The organism is Aquisalimonas sp. 2447 (genome assembly GCF_012044895.1).
In the GTDB taxonomy this organism is placed as follows: Bacteria; Pseudomonadota; Gammaproteobacteria; order Nitrococcales; family Aquisalimonadaceae; genus Aquisalimonas.
In genome coordinates, this window is the sequence record NZ_CP050695.1 from 799,320 (window position 1) to 814,645 (window position 15,326).

Consider the following 15,326-nt stretch of genomic DNA (forward strand, 5'->3'; position numbering starts at 1 on the left):
CCGCGTGCCTCTGCGCGTCATGGCGGCGCTCTGGCAAGGCGGCGTTCGCAGTGAATGGCCGCAGCCCTTTACAAGAACGCCAACGCAGTCCAGAGCGCCGCCATGACGCGGCCGATCAGCGCGCCCACAGCCGGCGTTGCGCTGCTTGACTGTACCGGCAGTACAGCGCTGCGCAGCGCGCCTGGTCTGCGGGCGCGCTGATCGGCCAGAGGCGCGCGCGAATTATTCAGCGTTTCCTTGAACTCAGCCGCGTCCGTCCCAGGCTTGCTTGTACACCTCGACGATCTCGTCGGCCGTGGGCACCCGCGGGTTGTTGCCGGGGGAGCCCGAGGCCAGTGCCTGTTCCGCCATGGTGGGCAGGACCTCGAAGAAGCGCTGCTCGTCGATGCCATAGTCCTTCGGCGTGGGCACGTCCAGATCCTTGTTCAGTTGTCGCAGCTCCTGCAGCAGCTTTTGGCAGGCATCCTGGTCGCTGTCCTTCGGTCCGGCAACACCCATGAAGCGGGCGCAGTTGGCGTAGCGGTCCGGCGCGGCGTCAATGGAGAACGCCGTCACCGCCGGCAGTAGCATGGCGTTGGACAGGCCGTGGGGCACATGGAAAAACGCGCCGACGGGCCGGCTCATGCCGTGCACCATGCACACCGACGCATTCGAGAACGCCATGCCGCCGTGCATGGCGGCCAGCATCATGCCTTCCCGGGCCTCGCGGTTGTCGGGCTCGTTGCAGGCCGTGCGCAGGTGCCGGGACACCGCCGTCATGGTCATCTGCGCCATGCCGTCGGAGAACGGATTGCGCTTGGCGCTGACATAGGCCTCAATGGCGTGGGTGAGGGTGTCCACGCCGGTGTCGGCGGTCAGGCGCCGCGGCATGGTCAGGGTCAGCTCGTAGTCCACCAGCGCCGCCACCGGGCAGAAGGCCGCCCCGGGGCAGAGCATCTTCTCGTCGGTCTCCTCGTCGGTGATTACGGTAAACCGCGTGGCCTCGGAGCCGGTGCCGGCGGTGGTGGGAATCGCCACCAGCGGCATGCCCTGTTCGTCGCTCATGGTCGGGGCCTTGTAGTCCCGCATCTGGCCGCCGAACACCGCCAGGTGGGCAATGGCCTTGGCGCTGTCGATGGGGCTGCCGCCGCCCAGGGCGACCACGCCGTCGTGGTCTTTCTGCTTCAGCTTGGCGACGCCCTCGTTGATGGATGCAACCGTGGGGTCGGGCACCGTGCCGTCAAAGACGGCGTAGGGGATGCCGGCGTCGTCGAGGCCCTTGGTCAACCCCTCCAGGTAGCCGAACTTCACCATGTCCTGGTCGGTGATGATGAAGGGATGCTTGACGCCGAGCTGCTGCAGCAATGGCGCCAGTTCCTGGCTTGCACCGGCACCCACGCGCATGTAACGGGGCAGGACGATGTTGGCTGCCATGGTGTTCTCCTCCCGATCATTGTTGATGTACCCGGGAGGTGTAGCACGCCGATGGCAGAAGGAACAGAAAGGAAATTGCGCCCGGATAGACGAAGTTGACATCCCTCGGCGGTCTGCCGAGGGGCAACTCCGTCACACCTTCACTACGTCTGCTCGTGGCCGTTGGCTTCGGCGTCGGTATCCTTGATGCCGATCAGGTAGAGGATGCCGTCCAGGCCCAGGGAGGAGAGTGACTGCCTGGCGCTGCGCTGGACCAGCGGCTTGGCGCGGAAGGCCACGCCGAGACCGGCCAGGCGCAGCATGGGCAGGTCATTGGCGCCATCGCCCACGGCGATCACCTGATCCAGGTTCAGCCCTTCGCGTTCGGCAATGTCCCGCAGCAGCTGCGCCTTGCGTTCGCCGTCGACGATCGGGCCGTCCACGTCACCGGTGACCTTGCCGTCGCGGATGGCCAGCTCGTTGGCGTAGACGTAATCGACGCCGAGCTTCTCCTGCAGGCGCTTGCCGAAGTAGCTGAAGCCGCCGGAGACGATGGCCGTGGTGTAGCCAAAGGCCTTCAGCGTGCGAATCAGCCGCTCCGCGCCCTCGGTCAGGGTGAGTTCCTGCGCGACCTCCTCCAGCACGGATTCATCCAGCCCTTCCAGCAGCGCCACCCGCTGGCGCAGGCTCTCGCGGAAATCGAGTTCGCCCTGCATGGCGGCCTCGGTGACCTTGGCCACCTGGTCGCCGACGCCGGCCTTCTTGGCCAGTTCGTCGATGACCTCCTGCTGGATCAGCGTGGAATCCATGTCGAACACCACCAGGCGGCGATTACGACGGTAGACGGTGTCCGCCTGGAAGCTGATGTCCACGTTCAGGTCCTGGGAGATGGTCAGAAAGTGCTGTTTCATCACGTCCAGGTCGAGTGGGGTGCCGCGCACGGTCAGTTCGATACAGGCCCGGCCGAGGCCGTCGTCGGCCTTGTACAGCGGCTCGCGGCGGGAGAGGCGGACGATGTCCTCGATGTTCAGGCCGTTGTCGCTGATGACCTTGCTCACCCGCGCGATCTGTTCGGCGGTGATGCGACGGCCCAGCAGCGTGAACACGTAGCGCGGTTCGTCTTCGCCCTGTACCCAGCGTTCGTAGTCTTCGCGGGAGATGGGGGTGAAGCGCACATGCATGCCCTGGTGGTGCAGGTGGAACAGCACATCCTTGAGCACCGGCGAGCGGGCCTCTTCCTCGGGGACTTCCACAAGGATGCCCAGCGACAGGGTGTTATGGATCATGGCCTGGCCGATGTCCAGGACGCCGACGTCGTATTCGGCGAGAAACTCCATCAGCGAGTGGGTGAGCCCGGGCTTGTCCTGACCCGAGACATTGATCAGCATGATTTCACTCATTCGCACGTCCCGTGGTTGCGAAAATGACTGCAGCCGCGCCTGGTCGCACGCCGCTGGCGGCGCGATCAGCGCGCTACATGAACTCCGAATGGTGAGGCATTGTAAGTGAAACGGGGCGCGAACGCGTAACGCGGACCAGGGAGTACCGGGTGTGGAGATCGACGCAACGGTCACCGAGCGGCTGGTTTCGGCCCGCTCCGTAGCGGCTTTTACCGGCGCTGGCATGTCCGCGGAAAGCGGCGTCCCAACCTTTCGTGATGCCCAGACCGGCCTGTGGCAGCACTACGATCCGGCCGACCTGGCGACGCCGGAGGCCTTTCAGCGTGATCCCGCGCTGGTATGGCAGTGGTACAGCTGGCGGCGGCAGCTGGTGGGGGCGGCGGAGCCCAACGCGGGGCACCTGGCTCTCGCCGACTGGGCGTCTCTCAGCGAGTCCTTTTCCGTGGTCACCCAGAACGTGGACAGTCTCCACCAGCGGGCCGGCAACGACATCGTGCTGGAGCTCCACGGCAACCTGCACCGGGATGTATGCTCCCACGAGCTTACCCCGGTGCGGGATCCCGTGCCGCCGGATGTGGAGGGGGCGCCGCCCCGCTGTCCTCAGTGTGCGGCGCCTCTCCGGCCCGACGTGGTGTGGTTTGGCGAAATGCTTCCGCAGAAGACCTGGCAGGCGGCCCTGCAGGCCGCCGCGGACGCCGATGTGCTGCTCAGTATCGGCACCTCGGGCCTGGTACAGCCCGCGGCGAGCATTCCGGAAGTGGCCATGCAGCAGGGTGCGCTGGTGATCGAGATCAATCCGGAGCCGACGCCGCTGTCGGATGCCGTTGCCCTGCGGCTGGCGGGCAGCGCCGCCGAGGTCCTGCCGGCACTGGTGCGCCGTCTGACCGAGCGGCGGTGACGCCGCCGCTCAGTCGAGGCTGGCCTCGGCAATATCGAGGGTTTCTTCGCCGTCCTCGATGCCTTCCAGAAGGCTTTCCATGTACCACTCGATGGCGGCGAGGGCATCGGCCACCGCATTCAGCCGCTCGCCGTTGCCGGCGTCGGTGTCGTCCAGTTGCGCCACGGCGTCGCGGGAGCGGGCCAGCAGTGTCATCGCCCGCTCCAGGCCCAGCATGTTCAGGCTGCCTCGCACTTCGTCCAGAGCCGGCAGGGTGCTGGCGAGGTCGTCGCCCTGGTCGCGGTCGCCGTTGAAGTACTCCATGCTGCGGCGCACCTGCGCCAGGTTGCTCAGGGCCTCCTGGATCGCTTGGCGGCTGGCCTCCTGGAGCCGTGCGGGACGCTCCGGGGTGCCCGCCTCCTCCGGCCGCGCCAGGTGCGTAACGGCGTCCTCGCTCTCGCTCAGGGTTTCCACGCAGTGCGAGAGCAGTTCCCGTAGCCGGTCGCCGCTGACATCGTCACCCAGCGATTGCAGTCGCGTGTGCTCGCGCTTGATGGCTGCCGCCTGGCCGGACAGGCCCAGCAGCGTCAGGGTGTGGCCGAGCCGGTTGAGGTGTTCAGCCAGTTCATCGCGCTCCGTACGGGTCACGCTGTTCAGCCGGCTCAGCGTCTCGATGAAGGTCTGCACCTGAGCCATCTCTTCGCCGAGGGCACGGGAGACCGCATCCAGCACCTGGGAGTCCGGTGCCGAGACGGCATCGCGTTCGGCCTGGATTCGATCCCGCGGCGTAACGCATTCATCGAGGCCCAACTCCTGCGCCAGGCGCGTCAGGAGCGGTGCTGCCTCGCTGCCGCGGGCGGCATAATAGAGCAGAGCCTGGCGAACCATCGCGGGTGGCGGAACCTCCGTTGCCATGGTCTCGCCCAGCAGGAGTTCCCGGACGAGAAAATCCAGCCGCGAGATCAGCAGCCGCATGGAGGCGCTGGCGGGAATGCGGTCGCGTTCTGCCGCCCCGGCAAGTGTTGCCGCCAGGAGCAGCCAGCGACCGGTGACCGTATCACCGCAGGCTCCGGCCAGGCGCGACAGGGCGCGGTGTACCTGCTTGAAATGCACCGGCGCCTCGGGGTTGCGGAACAGGCCCAGCAGGCCCATCTGCAGCATGTGTCGCAGGCGCCGCAGGGTCTCGGGGTCCGGGCTCTCCGCCGGGCCGACTTCGCCGGCCAGGGCCGCGAGCTCGGTGTCCATGTCGGCGAGGTCCGCGAAGTCGTATTCGGGAATCAGCACCGCCCGGCGCAGTCCACGCAGGGCATTGATGGTCGGCAGCAGGGTTTCCGGCGTCTCCAGCCAGTGGTCCCGGTAGCGGTCGATATACCGCGGCAGCAACAGTAATGCGTAGAGCAGGGCGTCCATGGCGTGGCGCTGGGATAGCGCGTCGTCGTCCTCGAGCGCCTCCATGAGTTCCATGCACTCGTCCACCAGCAGCCGCGCGCCGTCCATCTGCAGCATCACCAGAGCGCCGCGGGCCTCTTCCAGCGGACCGCGGCAGCGCCCCCAAGGGGCGACGTCATCTTCGCCACGCTCGTAGGCGTCCACCAACCGGGTGACGCTGTCCAGCGCCTCCAGCGTGGCGTCCAGAGCCGAGTGGGCGGGGCGGGCAATGGAGGTTGCAGGCATGGTAGCGGCACAGTCCCTTGGTCGTTATGGCGATCATGCATCGCGTGTCCGCGGTCACAGGTGGTGCCAGCGGTGGTGCGCTTCCGAACCGGGTCACCGAATGGCAGTGTAACCGGAGTTGATGTCAGTATAATCGGAGTGGTTCACACTCACGAATCCCTGCGGAGGCGTTGCCATGTCGACTGTCGACAAGACCGAAGCGCAGTGGCGCGAGGAACTGACCCCGGAGCAGTACCGGGTTACGCGGGAAAAGGGCACCGAACCGCCGTTCTCCGGCGACTACAACAAGGTCTCCACCGCCGGCGTGTTCCACTGCATCTGCTGCGGCACGCCGCTGTTCGACACCTCCACCAAGTACGAGTCGGGAAGTGGCTGGCCCAGTTTCTGGGCACCGGTGGCAGAGAAGAACGTGGCCACCGAGATTGATCTCAGTCTGGGCATGCGCCGCGAGGAAGTTCACTGCCGGCAATGCGGAGCGCATATGGGGCATGTGTTCCCCGATGGCCCCGAACCGACCGGGCTGCGCTACTGCATCAATTCCGTGGCTCTGGATTTCCGCCCCGAGGGTGGTGGGGACTGAACCGGAGCCTTCGCCCGCGCGCGGGCTTGTGTCCCGGAACATCAGGCATTTATAGTGAGCGGTTCCCGATCGCCCGCTCGACGCGACGTACCCGCAGGATGGAAGCATGATCACGAGACAGAAAGCGAACCAGCAGCACCCCCTGGCCGGCCAGACCATGAGCGGCGCCGAGATGATCGTCCAGGTCCTGGCGGACGAGGGCGTCGACACCATTTTCGGCTACAGCGGTGGTGCCATCCTGCCCACTTACGACGCTGTTTTTCGTTACAACGAGCAGCACCGGGCCGAGCAGGACGACGACCCGATGAAGCTGATCGTGCCCGCCAACGAACAGGGAGCGGGCTTCATGGCCGCGGGCTATGCCCGCGCCAGCGGCAAGGTCGGGGTGTTCCTGGTGACTTCGGGACCGGGGGCCACCAACACCGTCACGCCCATCCGCGACTGTATGGCCGACTCGACGCCGGTGGTGCTGATCACCGGCCAGGTGCCCACCGGCGCCATGGGGACGGACGCCTTCCAGGAAGCGCCCATCGTCAACATCATGGGCAGCTGCGCCAAGCATGTGTTCCTGGTGACGCGCCCGGACGAGCTCGAGGCCACCGTGCGCACCGCCTTCGAGATCGCCCGTTCGGGGCGGCCGGGGCCGGTGGTCATCGACGTGCCCAAGAACATGCAGAACTGGGTCGGGGAGTATGCCGGCAGCGGCCTGCTGGAGATGCGCGGCTACCGCCAGCGCATGGATTCCCTGCGCTCGGCGAAGCTCTCCGAGCGCAAGTGCCGGCAGTTCTTCGACATGCTGGCGAAGTCCAACCGCCCGCTGCTGTACGTGGGTGGTGGCGTGATCAATGGCAACGCCGCTGACGAACTGCGTGAATTCGCCCGCACCTACAACATTCCGGTGGTGAGCACCCTCATGGGCCTCGGGGCCATGGATACCACCGATGATCTCTCCCTGCACATGCTCGGCATGCACGGCACGGCCTACGCCAACTATGCGGTGGAGGACTGTGACTTCCTGATCGCGGTGGGCGCACGGTTCGACGATCGCGTGGCCGGCAAGGTGGACGAGTTCGCACCCCTGGCCGAGCACATTGCCCACATCGACATCGATGCCGCCGAGATCGGCAAGGTCAAGGTGGTGGACTGGGCTCACGTGGGCGAGGCCGGGCGCAGCCTGCGCCAGCTCCTGACCCATGGCCGCGAACAGGGCTTCGAGCGCGACTTCAGCCCCTGGCTGCGGCACGTGCAGAAACTCAAGCGTAATCACCCCATGAGCTACGATCGCGACAGCGATCTGATCCAGCCGCATTACGTGGTGGAAGCGGTGAACAAGGTCACCGGTGGTGAGGCCATCATCAGCACCGGCGTGGGCCAGCATCAGATGTGGGCGGCGCAGTACTGCGATTTCCGCGAGCCCCGCCTGTGGCTGACCTCTGGCAGCATGGGCACCATGGGGTACGGCCTGCCGGCGGCCATCGGTGCCCAGTTCGCCTGCCCGGACAAGACCGTCATCGACATCGACGGCGACGGCAGCATCCGCATGAACCTGGGCGATATGGAGACCGTCACCAACTACAACCTGCCTGTGAAGGTGCTGCTCCTGAACAACATGGGCGACGGCATGGTGCGCCAGTGGCAGCGGCTGTACTTCAACGAGAATTTCTCCGGCAGCGACAAGACTCTGCACCGCAAGGACTTCATCAAGGCCGCCGAGGCGGACGGCTTCCCGTTTGCCCGTCGCGTCACCGACAAGGCGGAGCTGGAAGAGGCGGTGAAGGCCTTCGTGGAGTTCGACGGTCCGGCGTTCCTGGAAGTCATGATCGACAACAACGCCAGCGTCTATCCCATGGTCGGCCCCGGGATGGGGTACAGCCAGATGGTCACCGGCGAGTGGATTCCGGCGCGGGAGATCGATGACAACACCCGTGCCGGCATTGACCCGGAGACATCACCGGAGCTGTTCTGAACCCTCTGCTTGGCCGGCGTCGCCTGCGGCGGCGAGGCCGGTGTTGTCTTCTTCCCCGGTTCCGGTCTGGCGCTGGATGGCGGCCAGGCGCCGTTCGATGACCGCCAGCTGCCGGACCACCACTTGGGACGGCGGCTCCCGTTCCATCTCACCGAGAAGGCGCTGCAGGCGTGAATGCGTGGCGGCCAGGGATTCGTCGTCGTCATCGAGCGCCCTGGCCTGTGGCACATTCCAGCCGTCGATGCACTCGCACAGGTGCGCCCAGAACGGATCCGGGGTGTCGGTGTAGGCCAGCGCATCCAGCTCTGCCTGCAGATAACGCGCGCGGGCCGAAAGCACATGCTCCGGGAGGTTGCGGTCGTTGGCCTCCTGCTGGGCCCGGGTCCGCGCCAGCTCGCCCTCGAGAAAGCGGGAGACGACGGCCAGGGTGTCCGGATCATCGGTGGGCGGCGGTGCCTGGGGTGTCGCCTGCTGGATAGCTGCCGCCGTCCGTGGGCGACGCCACAGCGTCCACCCGAGCACGGCCACCGCGACCAGCAGGAGGATCACGAGCTGGGCCAGGCCCAGGGCCTGCCATGTGGATAGCGTCATGATGATGTGATTTCCGTTCGGTGCCCTCCTGACATGGTCCCTTCCGGCGACGGCAATGTCCAGAAACGGCCGAAGGAGACGCTGAACAGTTCGCGCAGAGGCAAGCGGGAATTGTTCAGCGTCTCCTTCGGGGGTTGAAAAGCGCCCCGGGCGTGCCCATCAAACCCTCGTCGGGGCGCGGGCGGCGTGGTCGCCGGCGTCCGCAGGTCAAGACCAACGTACACAAGGAACAACCGTTTCGGGGAGCGAACCAGTCATGAGCGTTGCCGCGCAGAAGGAAACCCACGAATTCCAGACCGAAGTCCGCCAGCTTCTGCACCTGATGGTGCACTCCCTCTACAGCAGCCGCGAGATCTTCCTTCGCGAGTTGATCTCCAACGCCTCCGATGCCTGTGATCGCCTGCGCTTCGAAGGGCTGAAGGACGAGAGCCTGTTCGAGGGCGAGGGCGACCTGCGCATGCGCGTGAGCTACGACAAGGAAGCGCGCACCGTCACCGTCGAGGACAACGGCATCGGCATGACCCGGGACGAGGTCATCGAGAATCTGGGCACTATCGCCCGCTCCGGCACCCAGCACTTCATCAATCAGCTCACGGGGGATCAGGCCAGGGACGCCAAGCTCATCGGCCAGTTCGGTGTCGGCTTCTACTCCGCGTTCATCGTGGCCCAGCGGGTGGAGGTGTTTACCCGCCGCGCCGGCCAGTCGACGGCGGAGGGCGTGCATTGGGAATCCGACGGCGAGGGGGCGTATTCCCTGGAGACCGTGGAGCGCTCGGAGCGTGGCACCACAGTGGTGCTGCACCTGCGTGATGACATGGATGAGTTCCTGGACGGCTGGAGGCTGCGCCAGATTATCCGTACCTATTCGGACCACATCTCGCTGCCCATTGTCATGCCGAAGGAGTCCACCGGCGAGGACGACGATGAAGGCGGCGACGAGACGGTGAACAAGGCCTCGGCGCTGTGGATGCGGCCGAAGTCCGAGATCACCGACGAGGAATACGAGGCTTTCTACAAGCAGGTCGCCCACGATTTCGAGGGCCCGCTCACCTGGCTGCACAACAAGGTGGAAGGCAATCTCAGTTACACCTCACTGCTGTTCATCCCCAAGCGTGCACCCTTCGACCTCTGGGACCGGGACCGCCAGAGCGGGGTGCACCTGTACGTGCGGCGGGTGTTCATCATGGACGATGCCGAGCACCTGATGCCGCGGTATCTGCGCTTCGTGCGCGGCATCATCGACTCGGACGATCTGCCGCTGAACGTCTCCCGCGAGCTGCTGCAGCACAACCGGCAGATCGAGAAGATCAAGTCGGCATCCGTGAAGCGCATCCTGGACCGCCTGGAGGCCATGGCGGCGGACGAGCCGGAGAACTATGCCACCTTCTGGAGCACCTTCGGCCGCGTCCTCAAGGAGGGGCCGGCGGAGGACTTCGGCAACCGCGAGCGCGTCGCCAAACTGCTGCGATTCTCCTCGACGCACACCGACAGCGAAGTGGAGACGGTGTCCCTGGACGACTACGTCGCCCGCATGAAGGAGGGGCAGGAGTCGATCTACTACGTTACCGGCGACAGCTTCAGCGCCGCCAAGAACAGCCCGCACCTGGAGGTCTTTCGCAAGAAGGGTGTGGAAGTGCTGCTCCTGGGCGACCCGGTGGACGAGTGGTGCGTGACGCACCTGGGCGAGTACGACGGCAGGAAGCTGGTGCACGTGGCCAAGGGGGATCTCGACCTGGGCGATCTCGAGGACGAGAGCGACAAGGCCGAGCGCGAGAAGGCGGAGTCGGAGTACAAGCCCCTGGCCGAGCGCCTGGAGAAGGCCCTGGAGGACAAGGTCGACAACGTCCGCATCAGCCACCGCCTGACGGATTCACCGAGCTGCCTGGTGGTGGGCGAGCACGAGTTCGCCGTCAGCATGCAGCGCATGCTCAAGGCCGCCGGACACGCCATTCCGGCGGGCAAGCCGGCCATGGAGATCAATCCGGAGCATCGCATCATCCAGCGGCTGCAGAATGTCGAGGATGACGACACCTTCGCCGAGTGGGCGCACGTGCTGTTCGATCAGGCCATGCTCACCGAGGGCGGGCAGCTGGAGGATCCTGCGGCCTTCGTACGGCGCATGAACCGGCTGCTGGCGGAGTCGTAAAACGGCGACGGTTGATCGTACCCCGCCGGCACGCTATAAAGGCGCGCAATAGCGGCCCCCTCCCGGGAACACCGGCGAGGGGGCCGCGCGTAATACGGTCTGAATGGAGCAGGGATGACCCGCGCGAAAAAGAGCACTGATCAGGCCCTGGAGCTCAAGGGCCGGATGATGACCCTCACCGTCATGCGCCTGCTGACACCCTCCGTGGACGACCTGGGTCGTGCGCTGGAAGACCGCATGCAGGAGGCGCCGGAATTCTTCCGCCACCTGCCCCTGATCCTCGACGTCGAGGCCGTTGCCGACAGCGACCTGCACCTGGACCTGCCCGGTCTGGTGGCGCTGCTGCGTGCGCGTGAATTTCTCCCGATGGGCATCCGTGGCGGCGACGAGCGCTGGCACGCGGCGGCGGAGCAGGCGGGGGTCGGCGTATTCTCCGGCGGCAGCGAGGCGCCTCTGGCCCGGCGTGTGGAGCCGGCCGAAGCGCCGGAGCCGGCGGCGATCGAGGGTTCACCCAGCATGCTGGTCACCCAGCAGGTGCGCTCGGGGCAGCAGGTCTATGCACGCGGCGGTGATCTCATCATACTGTCGTCGGTCAGCCCGGGGGCCGAGGTTCTGGCCGACGGCAATATTCATATCTACGGCGGTCTTCACGGCCGGGCCCTGGCCGGCGTGCGGGGTGACCGGAATGCGCGGATTTTCTGCCAGAGTTTCCACGCGGAGTTGGTCACCGTGGCGGGAACCTACCGCGTGAACGAGCAGTTCGAAAAGGCTTCCCTGGGGCGGGCTGTGCAGGTCCTGCTGGACGAGGATGATCTGCGCATCGAGCCGCTGCCGGGAACCAACGGCGGCCGACAGGGCGGTTGAAGCGCCGCTGCAGGGCGGCTGGCGACGCATCAGGAGGTGGATAGTGGCACAGATTGTCGTGGTGACCTCGGGCAAGGGCGGGGTCGGCAAGACGACCACCAGCGCGGCCCTGGCAACAGGGCTGGCAAAAAAGGGCCACCGCACTGCGGTGGTGGATTTCGACGTGGGCCTGCGCAACCTGGACCTGATCATGGGCTGCGAGCGCCGCGTGGTGTACGACTTCGTCAACGTGATCAACGGCGACGCCACGCTGAACCAGGCGCTGATCCGCGACAAGCGCGTGGACAACCTCTACGTGCTGGCCGCGTCCCAGACCCGGGACAAGGACGCACTGACCCAGGACGGCGTCGAGCGGGTGATGAACGAGCTGTCCGAGGGCTTCGATTACGTCATCTGCGACTCGCCGGCGGGCATTGAGCGCGGTGCGCTGATGGCCATGTACTTCGCGGACACCGCCATCGTGGTGACCAATCCCGAGGTGTCCTCGGTGCGGGACTCGGACCGGGTGCTGGGCATTCTCGCCAGCAAGAGCCGCCGGGCGGAGCAGGGCGAGCCGCCGGTGGCGGAGCACCTGCTGCTCACGCGCTACTCGCCGGACCGGGTCAACCGTGGCGAGATGCTGAGCCTGGAGGACGTGGGCGAGATCCTGGCCATCAACCTGCTCGGGGTCATTCCCGAGTCCCAGGCGGTGCTCAATGCCTCCAACGCCGGTGTTCCCGTGATTCTGGAAGAGGACAGTGACGCCGGCCAGGCCTATGCCGATGCAGTGGACCGCTTCTTGGGCGAGGAACGGCCGCTGCGTTTCACGGACGTGCCCAGGAAGGGCTTTCTCGGTCGCCTGTTCGGGAGCTAATCATGAATCTGCTCGGCTATTTCCGCTCCCAGCGCAAGAAGAGCGCCAGCGTCGCCAAGGAGCGCCTGCAGATCCTGGTCGCCCAGGAACGCGCCAATCGGGGCGGGCACGACTATCTGCCGGCACTCCAGGAAGAACTGCTCCAGGTGATCCGCAAGTACGTGGAAGTGGATCAGGACGCAGTGCAGATGCAGCTGGACCGCGAGGGCGACTGCGAGATCCTGGAGCTCAATATCACTCTGCCGGAACACCCCCGCGAACAGCATCGCTGAGTGCGGAGGGGGCAGGGGATGTGGCGTGCCGACGCCGGTCCGGCCGCATCCTCATCAGATGCTGCCGGACTGGTTGCGCACGTCCACTTCCAGTGAGAGCCGGTCGCCGGGCTGCAGGTAGCTGCCCGGATCGATGTCGTTCCAGCGCTTGATGTCCTGCACCGAGACATTGAACCGCCGGGCGATGGTGTACAGGCTGTCACCGCTGCGGACACGGTAGCTCACGGACTGTACCGCCGAGCCGGTGTTCGGTGGCCCTCCCGCGGCGCTGCGGACGTTGCCGCCGTCGCCTTCCAGCCACAGCACCAGCTCTTGCCCCGGCCGCAGTGGGTCGCCCGGCGCCATGCCGTTCCACTGTGCAATCTGGCGCACATCCGCGCCGTACTGCCGGGACAGATCCCAGAACGTGTCTCCGGACTGGACGGTGTGTGTCACTCGCTGGCCGGAGCGCTCGCGGCTCTGCTGGCGACTGAGGCGATTGCTGGCACTGTGGGAGTAGGTTGCGGCCTCGGCGCTGGCGGTGGGCACCAGTAGGTGCCGGCCCGCGCGGATGATGTGGTTGTTGAGGTCGTTGGCCTCCTGGATCACGTCCACGGTGGTGTTGTAGCGGCGCGCGATCACTTCGAGACTCTCGCCGGGCTGGATCTCGTGGCGATGCCAGCGCATGCGCTCCTCATCCGGCAACTGCGCCAGCTCCTGTCGCAGCCCCTCGGCCTTGTCCTTGGGCACCGCGACCCGGTGCGGCCCTTCCGGGTCCGTGGCCCAGCGGTCGAAGCCCGGGTTGAGATGATAGAGGTCCTCGATGCTGATGCCCGTGAGATCCGCCACCAGGGCCAGATCGATCTGGCCGTCGAGGTCCACTACGTCCAGGTAGGGCTCATCGGGAATGCTGGCGAGTTCCAGATCGTAGGCTTCCGGGTCCTTCACCAGCTGACTGATGGCCAGCAGGCGAGGGACGTACTGCCGGGTCTCCTGGGGCAGGGACAGGTTCCAGTAATCCGTGGGCTCGCCGTTCGCCTCGGCGCGGCGAATGGCAGCCATGACACGCCCTTCCCCAGCGTTGTAGGCCGCCAGAGCCAGCAACCAGTCGCCATCGAACATGTCGCCGAGGCGTTCCAGGTACTCCAGTGCCGCTTCGGTGGAGGCGAGCACGTCGCGTCTGCCGTCATACCACCAGGACTGCCGCAGCCCGTAGTGGCGACCCGTGGCGGGCACGAACTGCCAGATGCCGGCGGCGCGGCCGTGGGAATAGGCGAACGGCCGATACGCGCTTTCCACTACCGGCAGCAGCGCCAGTTCCATGGGCATGTCGCGCTCGTCGATGGCTTCCACGATGTAGTGCAGGTAGGGTTCAGCCCGTTGTGCAACACGGTCCATGTAGTCCGGGCGGCGGCTGAAGTTGTTCAGCTCGGAGATGATCCGCGGGTTGTCCAGATCCGCCTCGATCCCGTATCCATCACGCATGCGCGCCCAGAGGTCGTCCGGGTAACGGGTCTCGGATTCCCCAACCTCGGTCACTTCGGGCGGTTTGGCGAGGATGATGCCGGGGAACAGCAGGTCGCCATCCAGATGGGCGCCGTAGGGTTGCGGCTGGCCGGCCGGTATTGCCTTCGCCGCCAGTTCAGCCTCGCCCGTGTTGTCCGGGTTCCTCTCGGTGTTGCTCCCCGGAAACTGGGCACAGGCCGACAGGGCCAGGCCGCAGGCAAGCAGTAGTGGAGTTCTCATCGAAATCACCGGTCGCCTCTCTTCATTGATTATTCTGGTGTCCGGAATCACACCGTCACGACTTTGCCCTCATCAGCCCCGACGGCATCCTCAGCGATCACTGGATCAGCTCGCGTCCTTCCACGCGCGGATGGCGGCAAATACTTCCACCGGTGAGGTTAACCGTTTACCGGCGTGCTGTTCTGCGCTCCGTTTCACGTCTTCGACGCCGGAGCGCAGGAACGGGTTGGTGCGGAGTTCTTCGTCCAGCGTCCCCGGCAGGGTGTAGCCGCCATGGGCACGGAGCGCCCGGACGCGTTCCAGACGCTGCTGCAGCGCTTCGTTATTCGGCTCCACCTGGGCAGCGAAGCGCAGGTTGGCTTCGGTGTACTCGTGTCCGGCGAAGAACTGGGTGTCCACCGGCAGATTCGCCAGCTTGCCGAGGGAATGAACCATCTGCTCGGGAGTGCCTTCGAACAGGCGCCCGCAGCCCCCCGCGAAAAGGGTATCGCCGCAGAACAGCAGGCCGTCGCCGTAGTAGCTGATATGGCCGGCGGTGTGCCCCGGGGTTTCGAGGACGCCAAGTTCCAGGCCGAGGTTGTCGAGCCGCACCACGTCGCCTTCGTGCAGGGCATGGGTGCGGTGGTTGATGCTCTCGTCGGCGGGCCCGTACACCGGCACGTCCCGCTGCGCCAGTATGGCGTCGACGCCACCCTGGTGGTCCGGGTGGTGGTGGGTGATCAGGATGGCGTCCAGGGTGAGTCCGCGCTGGCGGATTTCTTCAAGGACCGGCGGTGCCTCGCCCGGGTCCACCACCGCACAGTGGCCGTTGTCGCCGGCCAGTAGCCAGACGTAGTTGTCGCGCAATGCGGGAATCGGGGTGACCTGCGTCATGATGTACGTCCTGTGAGCGTCGCAACCGAGTGGCGAAAAATCCCGCAGCGCCCGCTGCAGGCATCGAGGCCTGATAAACTGACCAACAGACCTGCGACGCCGCCAGGGATGCT

13 protein-coding genes are annotated in these 15,326 nt (G+C 66.0%); 7 read left to right on the plus strand and 6 right to left on the minus strand.

The genetic code is table 11. The features are described from left to right. Nucleotides 1-243: 243 nt before the first annotated feature. Nucleotides 244-1,413, minus strand: coding sequence for an iron-containing alcohol dehydrogenase (locus KU884_RS03670; RefSeq protein WP_167781351.1), 1,170 nt, complete (start codon nucleotides 1,411-1,413; stop codon nucleotides 244-246). A 143-nt stretch (nucleotides 1,414-1,556) separates the two neighbouring features. Continuing rightward, nucleotides 1,557-2,792 carry a phosphoserine phosphatase SerB gene (gene serB / locus KU884_RS03675; protein ID WP_167781352.1) on the minus strand — a complete coding sequence of 412 codons (1,236 nt, stop codon included), beginning with the start codon at nucleotides 2,790-2,792 and terminating at the stop codon, nucleotides 1,557-1,559. 151 nt (nucleotides 2,793-2,943) lie between these two features. On the opposite strand from serB, the gene KU884_RS03680 reads away from it, so the two are divergent. Beyond that, nucleotides 2,944-3,690 carry an NAD-dependent deacylase gene (locus KU884_RS03680; protein WP_167781353.1) on the plus strand — a complete coding sequence of 249 codons (747 nt, stop codon included), beginning with the start codon at nucleotides 2,944-2,946 and terminating at the stop codon, nucleotides 3,688-3,690. 9 nt (nucleotides 3,691-3,699) lie between these two features. Here the strand turns inward: KU884_RS03680 and KU884_RS03685 are convergent, their stop codons facing one another. Beyond that, nucleotides 3,700-5,343, minus strand: coding sequence for a hypothetical protein (locus KU884_RS03685; RefSeq protein ID WP_167781354.1), 1,644 nt, complete (start codon nucleotides 5,341-5,343; stop codon nucleotides 3,700-3,702). A gap of 175 nt (nucleotides 5,344-5,518) precedes the next feature. Here KU884_RS03685 and msrB point away from each other — a divergent pair, with 175 nt between their 5' ends. Continuing rightward, complete coding sequence (gene msrB / locus KU884_RS03690) at nucleotides 5,519-5,923, plus strand: peptide-methionine (R)-S-oxide reductase MsrB (protein ID WP_167781355.1); 405 nt, start codon at nucleotides 5,519-5,521, stop codon at nucleotides 5,921-5,923. A gap of 106 nt (nucleotides 5,924-6,029) precedes the next feature. Beyond that, a complete protein-coding gene (gene ilvB, locus KU884_RS03695) occupies nucleotides 6,030-7,889 on the plus strand; it encodes a biosynthetic-type acetolactate synthase large subunit (RefSeq protein ID WP_217351408.1) in 1,860 nt (619 codons plus the stop codon). On the opposite strand, the gene KU884_RS03700 is transcribed toward ilvB, so the two are convergent. Then, a complete protein-coding gene (locus KU884_RS03700; protein WP_167781356.1) occupies nucleotides 7,872-8,480 on the minus strand; it encodes a hypothetical protein in 609 nt (202 codons plus the stop codon). The genes ilvB and KU884_RS03700 overlap by 18 nt on opposite strands. A gap of 256 nt (nucleotides 8,481-8,736) precedes the next feature. Between KU884_RS03700 and htpG the strand changes: the two genes are divergently transcribed. The 4 genes from htpG to minE all read left to right on the plus strand — a co-directional run bounded on the left by htpG (nucleotide 8,737) and on the right by minE (nucleotide 12,615). Then, the gene (gene htpG, locus KU884_RS03705) at nucleotides 8,737-10,626 is read left to right on the plus strand and encodes a molecular chaperone HtpG (RefSeq protein ID WP_167781357.1); all 1,890 of its coding nucleotides are present in this window, start codon (nucleotides 8,737-8,739) and stop codon (nucleotides 10,624-10,626) included. 114 nt (nucleotides 10,627-10,740) lie between these two features. Next, complete coding sequence (minC, locus tag KU884_RS03710; RefSeq protein WP_167781358.1) at nucleotides 10,741-11,490, plus strand: septum site-determining protein MinC; 750 nt, start codon at nucleotides 10,741-10,743, stop codon at nucleotides 11,488-11,490. Between the two features lie 43 nt (nucleotides 11,491-11,533). Then, nucleotides 11,534-12,343: a septum site-determining protein MinD gene (gene minD, locus KU884_RS03715; protein ID WP_167781359.1), complete on the plus strand. Its 810-nt coding sequence runs from the start codon at nucleotides 11,534-11,536 to the stop codon at nucleotides 12,341-12,343. Nucleotides 12,344-12,345: 2 nt separating this feature from the next. Then, the gene (gene minE, locus KU884_RS03720; protein WP_167781360.1) at nucleotides 12,346-12,615 is read left to right on the plus strand and encodes a cell division topological specificity factor MinE; all 270 of its coding nucleotides are present in this window, start codon (nucleotides 12,346-12,348) and stop codon (nucleotides 12,613-12,615) included. A 54-nt stretch (nucleotides 12,616-12,669) separates the two neighbouring features. On the opposite strand, the gene KU884_RS03725 is transcribed toward minE, so the two are convergent. Beyond that, the gene (locus KU884_RS03725; protein WP_167781361.1) at nucleotides 12,670-14,340 is read right to left on the minus strand and encodes a LysM peptidoglycan-binding domain-containing protein; all 1,671 of its coding nucleotides are present in this window, start codon (nucleotides 14,338-14,340) and stop codon (nucleotides 12,670-12,672) included. 105 nt (nucleotides 14,341-14,445) lie between these two features. Beyond that, entirely contained in the window at nucleotides 14,446-15,213 is a 768-nt protein-coding gene (gene gloB, locus KU884_RS03730; protein ID WP_167781362.1) for a hydroxyacylglutathione hydrolase, read from the minus strand. Nucleotides 15,214-15,326 lie beyond the last annotated feature (113 nt).